We start from the raw sequence: 10,208 nt of genomic DNA on the forward strand, positions 1-10,208 counted from the left end.
GACACTGTTGATGATGATGTCCTGCCTCCTTCCCAAGACCTGGTCACCGACAACACTCTGTTAATGACTGCGGCTTATAATGATGGCCAGCCAGATACTTTAGCAACAACGATTAGCGGCTGGACCACAGGGGCTTCAAACTATATTAAAATTTATACTCCTGTTTCTTCTTCCGAGGCTGGTGTTTCCCAAAGGCATGATGGGGTTTGGAATGTTGATAAGTATCGGATGGAATTAACTGGTGGCACTCCCATCTTAATTGGTGAGGATTATGTGAAGATAGACGGCTTACAGGTTCAGCTTACTATGTCAAGCGGAAACCCTGTTGCGCTTCAGGTTAATTCTTTAACAGCAGGCGCAAACAAGATTGAAGTTAGTAATAGTATTTTTAAGGGCGTAATGTCTGGAACAGCAGCCCCTAGGGGAGTATATAATGCTTATGCTAATAATAATTTCTATTTTTGGAATAACATAGTACAAGACTGGACTGTCGGCGGGTTTGCAATGAGATTATTTGGAACTTCCGTCTATATATTTAATAATACCTTTTGCAACAATTCTACAGCAATACTTGCAAGCACTGCAAATGTTGTCGTGGCTAAAAATAATATTGTCCAAGATTCTACTACTGATGGCTTCTCCGGCACCTTCGACGACGCTTCGGACTACAATATCTCGGACATCGCCGGCGATACCACTGGCGGGGCTAATGATAAAGCCGGGGTTAATGTGCAGTTTGTCAATGCTTCTTCTTCTGATTTTCATTTATCATATCTTGATAGTTACGCCAGAAACAGGGGCGCGGATTTAAGCTCTACTTCTACGGTGCCGATTAGAGATGACATAGATGGCATTACCAGAGGAGCCGCTGGAGACGGTTGGGACATAGGCGCGGACGAAGGAGCGCATTGGCTTTATCGTTCTGTTGGCGGGCATATTTCCGACCTTAATACCGGAGCCGAGACAGTAACCATTACGGTAAATTCATCAGCCACCGGCACAGCCACTTTTACCGGGGATCTGCCGACTAATATAGGAGTAGGAGATGTTTTGGAATATGGCTCCACTAATTTAGCTTTTATAGTTCAACGAAACAGCGCTAGCGAGTATGTTGTCCAAAGCCGAAACGGCACCAGCACCCCAATCGCGGCTGGCGGCGGAACAGCGGTTTCCGTGTTTAGAGCTTTTGAAGAGCTTGATGATTGGGAGGATTATGTGGAAGGAGACGTTAATGAAACCATTGATTCCAGCGTTGACCAAAATGTGCTTTACAAGAGCCAGGATTTAGTTTCAGACAATACTCTTCTTATGGTGCCGTGTTATGCGAGTAGTTCCGCAGATACGGCAGCGGTTAATGTTGCCGGCTGGACTACTGGTCAAGCGAACTATATTAAGATTTATACGCCTGTTGCTTCGACCGAGGTTGGGGTCACTCAAAGGCATGACGGGAAATGGAGTACGAGCGCGTATAGGTTGGAGGTGACAGGTGCTCATCCACTAAGGATTGGGGATGATTATGTTCGGGTTGAAGGTTTACAGGCGCAACTTACTGCTGCTAGTGCTAATTCCATAGTTGGAATTAATGTAAGAGACCAAACAGGCACTTCTGATATCAGACTGTCTTCTAATATTATAAAAGGAGTAATTTCGGGTACTTCGGATTATAATTACGGGATTAATGTTTATAACACAAATAGTATAGTCCGAGTTTGGAATAATATAATTCATGATTTTGTTAATGGTTCAAATGGTTTGGCTGGTATTTATACTTGGGGCAGTAATTTGAAACTCTATGCTTATAATAATACGGTGAATAATTGTTATAATGGATATTATAGATCTACGGGTACTTTTATTTCTAAAAATAATATTGTTCAAGATGCAATAACTGATGGCTTCAACGGCACCTTTGACGACGCCTCGGACTACAATGTCTCTGACATCGCCTCTGACGCGCCGGGGAGCAACTCGCAGACAGGGAATGTGACTTTTGTCAACGCCAGTTCTTCTGATTTTCATTTGTCTTCAAGTGATACTTTGGCTAGGGAAAACGGAGTTGACCTTTCCGGGACTTCCACTATTTGGTTTAGCGATGATATAGACGGCACAACCAGGCCTTTGGATAGCAGTTGGGATATTGGAGCTGATGAGGCATCAGGGGCCGCGGTTAATTCAGCGCCGAGCGCGCCGGTGACTTTGTATTCCAACAACACCACGGCTCGGCAAGGCGGTACTAATCCAACCGGGATTACTGACGGAACGCCGGTGTTTTCCGCAATTAATGTTGATGCGGATTCCAGCGATATTGCCAATAAATACCAGATTCAGGTTTGGACCAAAGGAGCAGATTGCGCTTATGCCAGCACCAGCAATGTTTGGGACAGCGCTTGGGCTGATGGCACCAGCGGGACTTCTATGAATAATTGTACAGAAGGCAACCGTTGCAGTGATATTATTTATGCGGCTACGAGTTCTAACTTGGTTTTGGACGGCGCTGCTTATTGTTGGCGGATTAAGTTTTGGGATGATGATGCTGCTGAAGGCGCCTGGTCAACCGAAACCGCGCAGTTTACGATGGCGAGTTTGACGGCAACAACAGTAACACCCCGACCAAATCCCCAGACCATAGGTTTGAGTACGACTTTTGAGGGCACTTATAACGGGACAGATGTTTTAGTTAAACTTCATGTGTGCAAAGACAATGCCGGGATTACGGGCCAGGTCTGCGACAGCGGGTCCTACTGCGATACATCTAGCTTTACGGATTTTAAGCCGGTAACTTGCGCTTATTCCACCAGCACGGCCTCTTCGTCTATTGATTTTTACGGTTATATATGCGATAGTAGTGATAACTGTAGCTCCGTAAGTACAGGTGCCTTTGGCTTTAATGCCGAAAGTTCCAGATTAAAAGGCGGAGTGAGGCTGAAAGGCGGAGTGAGGTTGAAGTAGAATTTTTAATTTTTAAGTTTTATTCAAGTTTTATGGACGAGAAAAATAAAGGCAAAAAGTCTCAAGCTGGATATAAATATCTTTTAACATATAAGCAGTCAGGGGAAATTTATGATTTGACCGTGGAGTTTTGTGAGCGCTTTCTTCCTGGCAGGGAAAACCTGCGCATATATGAGCAGATGGTCCATGCCGGGAGAAGCGGCAAACAAAACATAGCAGAAGGATATTGCGAGGAGAGTTTAAAAAGTTATATTTATCTTGTTGGCGTGGCTAAGGCGTCATTGGTGGAGTTGCTGGAGGATTATCGAGATTTTGCAAGGCAAAGGGGGATTACGGTGTGGGCGAGAACGACGGAAAAGGATAAGTGGGTAAAAGGGATGATGGCGAGACAAGATAGGACAGGGTTGCCATTAACACCAGGAAAACCCCTTGATCCCCTTTATCCCTTTAATTATATGGTTAATCTCATCCCGATGACCACCTACCTCCTGGACAAGCAAATTGCTGGCTTAAAGAAGAAATTTATAGAGGAAGGCGGGTACACGGAAAATCTTTTTCGCAAGCGGATGGAGTATAGAAATAGAGATAAAAGACAAAATAGAGAGCAGGAGCTTAAAAAGGATGAGCAGAGAATCAAGAATATATATAGAAAAGATAAATAATAAACAATGAACAGTAAATAGAAAACTATGCCTGTATCCAATGACATCAAAATTTCGCGAGAATCAAGACAAGGAAGCATCCAAGAACCAATTTTTAAAAAACCCCAAGTCCGGTCCAGCCGTTTGCGGGCAATTGTTGTGATTGCCATTGCCGCAGTTATTGTTTTAGGCATTGCCGGCCTGGCCTTGAAGCGGTTCGTGTTTTTAAAACAGACGAGTAATATTTTTATTGGGGACGAGGGGGAAAGCTACTACGCTGTATTTTTAACCAACGGGCAAGTATATTTTGGCCATCTTTATGACCGCGAAAGCGAGTATCCATTTTTGTGCGATATCTATTATTTGCGCTTAAACCAATCGCTTCATCAGCAAAAAGAAGGCGAAGTAACGGTTCTTGATAAGCCGGAATTGGCTTTAATCAAACTCGGCACCGAGCTTCACGGCCCGATTGACGAGATGCGTATTAATCGCGACCACATTTTGTTTATCGAGACGCTTCGGGAGGATTCCAAAGTAGTGGAGGCGATTAAGCAGTATAAGAAACAAGCAGTAGGGGACTAACTTACTATTTACTATTCAGTTTATGTCGGGATATAGAAAATTATTAAGTTTCAAACAGGCAACGATAGTTTGTGATTTTAATGTCGAGTTCTTGAAGAAATATGTTTCCAGATTTTCGCGGACATTTGGTCAAATGGAACAAGCGGCCAGAAGCGGGAAACAGAATATTGTAGAGGGTTGTCAGGCTTCGCGTACTTCGAGCAAAACCGAGCTAAAGCTTTTGGGGGTGGCGCGTGCCAGTTTCGAGGAACTTTTGGCGGATTACGAGGATTTTTTGCGTCAGCGGGGATTGCCAATTTGGGACAAAGATTCTCCACAGGCGCAGGAGGTGCGGCGATTGTCGTATAAGTCCGATAAATCTTATACGACTTATGAGTCCTATATGTCGGCGGCGGAGACAGCAGCAAACTGCGCCATTTGTATGATTCACCAGACAAACTACTTACTTGATAGACAAATAGATGTTTTAGAGAAGAAGTTTATCAAGGAAGGCGGATATACAGAGAGTCTTTATCGGAAGAGGAGAGATTATAGAGGGTACTAACGTTGGAGTCGGTTGAGGATATACTCTTAGGATATCCGACGTCTCGCAGTAAATACCAAGAAATAATATGAACAACATAAAAAAAGACCTCCAAGACATATATCAAGAGCCTAGACAAGAGGATAATGGCAAGCAGGAAGAGAGCCGTGAGTATTATTTTAATCCAGAAGACCGAACCATCTCGCCAGTTGTTCCCGAGAACCAGGAAGAAATCAGCGCTATAAAAAAACCTAAAAATTCCCACAAGAAAATTTGGATTACTTTGCTGGTTTTAGGTTTATTGGTCATCGGCGGTTTTGCCGGTTATGAAGTTTATAAAAATTTGACAATGTCCGGAGCCGGGGGCAGGAGTCTGGGTGATATTTTTATAAACATCAAAGGACCAGAAGAGATTATTTCCGCTGCGCCGGCGGAGTATCGGTTTGTTTTGGAAAATAAGAAGCAGGCAGCATTAAAAGAAGTAGAGTTGGTACTCCGTTTCCCCAAAGATTTTTATTATAACTCAAGCAACCCCCAACCCCAGTCTCTCTCGGAGCGAAGCCCTGCGTCAGGTCGAGAGGAACTTGACGGGGGGTTATCTCCCATACCACCCATATCCCCCCAATCCCCCTTATTTCAGCGCTATGTCTGGGCATTCCCCTTAATTAAACCTGGAGAAAAGATAGAAATTAAAGTAATTGGCCGGATGTTTGGCAAAGTCGGCGATAAGAAAACCATAACTGCCGAGCTTTTTTATAGATTAGAAAATTTTTCATCAGAGTTTAAGGAAATGATTTCTTTTACCGGCGAGGTGACAGAAGATTTAATTGCCCTGGAAATTGAGGGTCCGGAAAAAGCCTTAGCTAATCAGGAGGCAGAGTATGTAGTAACCTTGAGCCAAGTATTGATTGAAGACTCAAGTCAGGAGAATCAATTAACCCAAGTAGGGATTGATTGTGTTGTAGGGGTTGATTGCAATCAACCCCTACTTAAGGATTTAAAAATATTTATTGAATATCCGGAAGGCTTTGAATTGAATCAGGTTTCGCCGCTGCCCAAGCAGGGAGAAGGCGAAGAATATTGGGAGATTGATTCGGGCAGCTTGGGTCCCCCATCGGGCAGCTTGGGTCCCTTGACCCAAGCTATTCAAGAAATCAAAATTATTGGTATTCTTTCTGGCGAGAGCGGAACTTATAAAGAACTAAAAGTTCGGGCCGGCTTTGATCTTGATGGCGGGTTTAGGCTACCTTTCGGCCACGAGCTCAAGGTCGAGTGGCAAACCCAAGAGTCGTTTCTCACCTTGCTTTTAGAGCCAAAGTTAGGCCTTGATTTGCAAGTTAATAATCTTTCCCTGCCGGTATATGCCGCGGACTGGGGCGAGAAAATCAGATATGCTTTGGCTTATAAAAACAGCGGGGATCTTGATGTTAGCGACATAATTCTGCGGCTTGATTTTACAGGCGACTTAATCGTTGATTGGGGTTCTTTTTCTTGCGGCGGGAAAGAATGTGAAGTTATGCTCTCAAAACACGGACTTATCCAGGGTATTATTTGGCGCAAGGAGCAGATAAAGAGCCTGGCAAAACTAGAAGCAGGCAGATCAGGAGAGATTGATTTCAGCATTGCCTTGATTGATAAGCCGCCCGCTCCAGACGGAGAAAACTATCATCTCCGGGCCCAGATAATAGCCCAAGCCGAGCTCGTAGATTTTAACCAGTCGTTTGAGGCGATGAGCGAAGAATCGGATATCCGAATAAAAACAGAGATTAAATTAAATGCCGAAGCCAGATACTTTACCGACGAATACCTAAAAATCGGTTCCGGCCCCCTGCCTCCGCGAGTCGGGGAGACCACGATTTATAGAATTTTTTGGGAGCTGGAAAATACTTCAAATGCAGTGAAAGACGTGCTCGTATCCACTGTTTTGCCGGATTGGATGGGTTGGCCTGATGAAGTGCAAGTAAGCGTGGGTGAGATTATTTATGATGAGGGGCTGGGCCAAGTAGTTTGGAGTATTCCAGAAGTCAAAGCTTATGCAGGACAAACAGAAGGTGAGATTCGCGAATCTCATTTTCAAGACCGGGCTCAAGCAAATTTTGAAGTTTCTTTGACGCCGCGGCTAAACCAGCAAGGACAATATGTGGTCCTGGCCCAAGAAACATCTTGTTCGGGAACGGATAGTTTTACCGAACAAGAAGTAAGCGCGAGACAAGGCTATTTAACGACTGACCTGGATTATGATTTGGGCGCTATGGGGAAGGGCGTCGTGGAATAAATTGGGTAAATTTATTTATATCCAATGCCTTGAATTTGTAACTTACCAGAGCTAGTATATCCCTAGTTTCTTAATTTCTTTATTTCTAGTTTCTTCAAGGTTCAGATATTTAAACCTTAAAAATCCAATGTCCACATTCAACACTATAGGTTTTGTGTTATCCAATTACGACTTTCGCGAAGCTGATAAAATTTTTTCCATCTATACCGCGACTCACGGGAAAATCGAGGGCTTGGCTGCCGGTGTGCGCAAAATCAAATCTAAGCTTCGGGCTCATTTAGAGCCCTTTTCTGTCGTAGACATAATGATTGCTCATGGCCGGCATTATGACCGTTTGATTGGCGCAACCCAACAAAAAAATTATAAAAGGATTAAAAGCAATTATCGATTATTAATTATCAGTTATCAATTATTAGAAATCGTTGACCAGCTCACCAAACTCCATCACCCCGACTCTCGCATTTTTAATCTTCTTAAAGAAGCTTTTGATTTTTATGAAACTCACGATTTTACTTCCAGTCTTCTTAATCTCTCCAATAACAATGAAATAATAGAACAATTTAACAATTTAACAATCGAACAATCGGATAATGAAATAATAGGGCAATCCCCCCAATCCAATTATCAATTATCAATTATCAATTATCAATTATTTCTTCGTTCCTATTTTATCCTAAATTTTTTATCCCTGCTCGGCTACAAACCAGAACTGGAAATTTGTGTTCGCTGCAAAACTTTGGTTTCGGAGAATTTTCATTTTAGCTTTCATGATGGCGGCGTTATTTGTAAAAGGTGTGTTGCCAACGGAGACCGCCAGGTTTCTGTTGAATCCATCGGGATTTTAAAACAATATCTAAGCAAGAACTTAAAAGATTGCTGTGACATCGGTAATGACGAGTCATCAAAATTAGTTGATAATTTTTTGCTTTATCATTTGGATAGGCCGCTTAAAACTAGTATTTTAGTAAAGGCGGAGGAACAAGAATCCCTAGCTATCCGTGATCAATCCGTGTAAATCCGTGTTTTATAAAAAAAGCTCAAGAATAGTTCGTCTTGAGCTTTGTCAAGTTTTTGGTCGGTAGAACCAATTAAATATTGGTTGGTACGATTTGGTGATTTTTTGGTATAACCACCAGCGAGACCAGATATGACCGATGTTGCTTAATAGACCCAAAATAGTCCCTCCATTGACTAAGCCATTAAAAAAGAAACCATAAAGCCAGCTAGTGTACCCGGGGTTTAAAAGAAAGATCAGTAAAGCCGCAGTCTGGAAGAACCTTTTAGTTTTGCCCCAGGGGTTAGCAGCTACTTGCCAATTTAAGGGTTTTCCCAATTTAATTTTGAGCGGCCAATATTGGATTATGGCAAGCCTAAAGACAACCGGCAAGTATTGGATAATAGTGAAAAGAATTCTTATCCCGTCCATTGAGAGCATAATGATTATAAAGCACCAGCTCCAGGAATTAAAACTAAATGTCCAGTAGCATTTAAAGGCTGTGCCAATTATCATTACTTTATCCATAAGCGCGTCAAGAAATTCACCGAGTTTACTTTTTGTTCCTAATTCTTCAGCTACCATGCCGTCAAAGCGGTCCAAGAGAGCGGCTAAGCCAAAAAAAATGGCAATAGTAAATGCTGAATCTTCTTGCCAAATTAGGTAGAGCATCAGTCCCTGGTAGAGACTTAAAGCATTTGCACTGGCTATCACTCTAAAGAACCGTCGGAGCCAGTCTAGGCACTTCGGTAATCCCTTTCCCACAGAAACAATATCTGTTACTATGGTTTTCGCATAGTGATAGATAACAAAGAACAAAATAGCAAAAGCAATATGTCTTTCCATCCCCCCCCTCTCTTTCTGATGGTTTTATTAATAAGAAAGTAAAAAGAACAGTCCCCCATAATTTCTAATATCTTACCTATGTTTTATTTTAAAGTCAAGTCTAAATCAAAAAAATCATCTGCCCGCATTGCCGAGCTCAAAACTAATCACGGCCTTATTCAAACCCCGTTTTTTATGCCGATTGCCACTGTTGGCGCGGTTAAGACTTTATCTGTCCAAGATTTAAAAATGTTGGGCGCGCAAATAATTTTATCCAACACCTATCATCTCTTGCTTCGGCCGGGTATGAGTTTGATGAAAAAAGCCGGCGGCCTGCGCCAATTCATGAATTGGCCTGGGCCGATTCTGACGGATTCCGGCGGTTTTCAGGTTTACAGTTTATCTAAAATACGCAGGGTTACGGATAGAGCCGTCACTTTTCAGTCGCACATTGACGGCAAAGAACATGTTTTGACTCCAGCCAAGGCCCTGCAAATTCAGGCAACTATTGGCAGTGATATTGCGATGTTGCTGGACGAATGCGTGGGCTATCCAGCCAAGCGCGAGGAAGTGGAAATGGCCGTGGAACGGACGACATTATGGGCCCAGGAATCATTAAAGCATAAAAGCATTAAAGCAAAAGAGTGGGGGAGTGACGAAGCGAGCCGTCGGACTGACGAAGCGAGCCGCAGCGAGCTTCGTTATCGTGGACAAAAAAACAAGAAATCAAAAAAACAATTTATTACTATAAGTTACAACGAGTTACGCGAAGGCGAACGAAGTGAGCCGAGCCAATTATTTTTTGCGATAAATCAGGGCGGCGTGTATAAAGATTTGCGTCTCAAATCCGCCCGCGATTTGGTCAAACTCAATTACGACGGTTATGCTATTGGCGGCTTGGCTGTAGGCGAACCCTGGCCAAAAGCTTTAAAAGTATTAGACTGGGTTATTCCGGAGCTGCCAGCGAATAAACCGCGCTATCTTATGGGAGTTGGTTATCCCGAGCAAATTGTTGAGGCAGTGAAAAGGGGAGTGGACATGTTTGACTGCGTCATCCCCACCCGCGAAGCCCGGCACGGGAAATTGTATATGTGGAATTATCCTAGGAGTGACACCGCGAGGCACGGCCGAGCGGTGTTAGCGTCCAGGAGTGACACCGCGAGGCACGGCCGAGCGGTGTTAGCGTATGAATTCTACACCTCTCTCAACATCCTCAATTCCAAATTCTCCCGTGATTTTTCCCCAATCTCTAAAAACTCAAAAATCCCGGAGCTCCGAAATTATACAAAAGCCTATCTCCGCCACCTTTTTAAAATCAATGAGCCCTTAGCTCAACGATTAGCCACGTTTAATAATTTGGAGTTTTATTTGCAGTTGATGGCAAGGATTCGGGAGGAAATAAGGCAGGGTTTTATATAA

General features: G+C 43.2%; 8 protein-coding genes. 7 read left to right on the plus strand and 1 reads right to left on the minus strand.

What is annotated here, in order from left to right:
• The 6 genes from KKD20_05360 to recO form a co-directional block, all read left to right on the plus strand.
• Positions 1-2,949 (plus strand): hypothetical protein (locus tag KKD20_05360; GenBank protein ID MBU4332517.1); only part of this gene is annotated, 2,949 nt, incomplete at its 5' end.
• A gap of 32 nt (positions 2,950-2,981) precedes the next feature.
• Positions 2,982-3,611, plus strand: a complete 630-nt coding sequence (locus tag KKD20_05365) for a four helix bundle suffix domain-containing protein (GenBank protein MBU4332518.1) — start codon at positions 2,982-2,984, stop codon at positions 3,609-3,611.
• A 27-nt stretch (positions 3,612-3,638) separates the two neighbouring features.
• Complete coding sequence (locus KKD20_05370) at positions 3,639-4,172, plus strand: hypothetical protein (protein MBU4332519.1); 534 nt, start codon at positions 3,639-3,641, stop codon at positions 4,170-4,172.
• A 22-nt stretch (positions 4,173-4,194) separates the two neighbouring features.
• Positions 4,195-4,716 (plus strand): four helix bundle suffix domain-containing protein, encoded by a 522-nt coding sequence (locus tag KKD20_05375; GenBank protein MBU4332520.1) that lies wholly within the window; start codon positions 4,195-4,197, stop codon positions 4,714-4,716.
• Between the two features lie 67 nt (positions 4,717-4,783).
• Positions 4,784-6,970: a hypothetical protein gene (locus KKD20_05380; protein MBU4332521.1), complete on the plus strand. Its 2,187-nt coding sequence runs from the start codon at positions 4,784-4,786 to the stop codon at positions 6,968-6,970.
• 127 nt (positions 6,971-7,097) lie between these two features.
• Positions 7,098-7,985, plus strand: coding sequence for a DNA repair protein RecO (gene recO, locus KKD20_05385; GenBank protein MBU4332522.1), 888 nt, complete (start codon positions 7,098-7,100; stop codon positions 7,983-7,985).
• 48 nt (positions 7,986-8,033) lie between these two features.
• Here the strand turns inward: recO and KKD20_05390 are convergent, their stop codons facing one another.
• Entirely contained in the window at positions 8,034-8,810 is a 777-nt protein-coding gene (locus KKD20_05390; protein ID MBU4332523.1) for a CDP-alcohol phosphatidyltransferase family protein, read from the minus strand.
• 78 nt (positions 8,811-8,888) lie between these two features.
• Here KKD20_05390 and KKD20_05395 point away from each other — a divergent pair, with 78 nt between their 5' ends.
• Positions 8,889-10,208, plus strand: coding sequence for a tRNA-guanine transglycosylase (locus KKD20_05395; GenBank protein MBU4332524.1), 1,320 nt, complete (start codon positions 8,889-8,891; stop codon positions 10,206-10,208).

The sequence above is a fragment of the Patescibacteria group bacterium genome, assembly GCA_018896645.1.
In the GTDB taxonomy this organism is placed as follows: domain Bacteria; phylum Patescibacteriota; class Patescibacteriia; order UBA2591; family JABMQE01; genus JAHIMF01.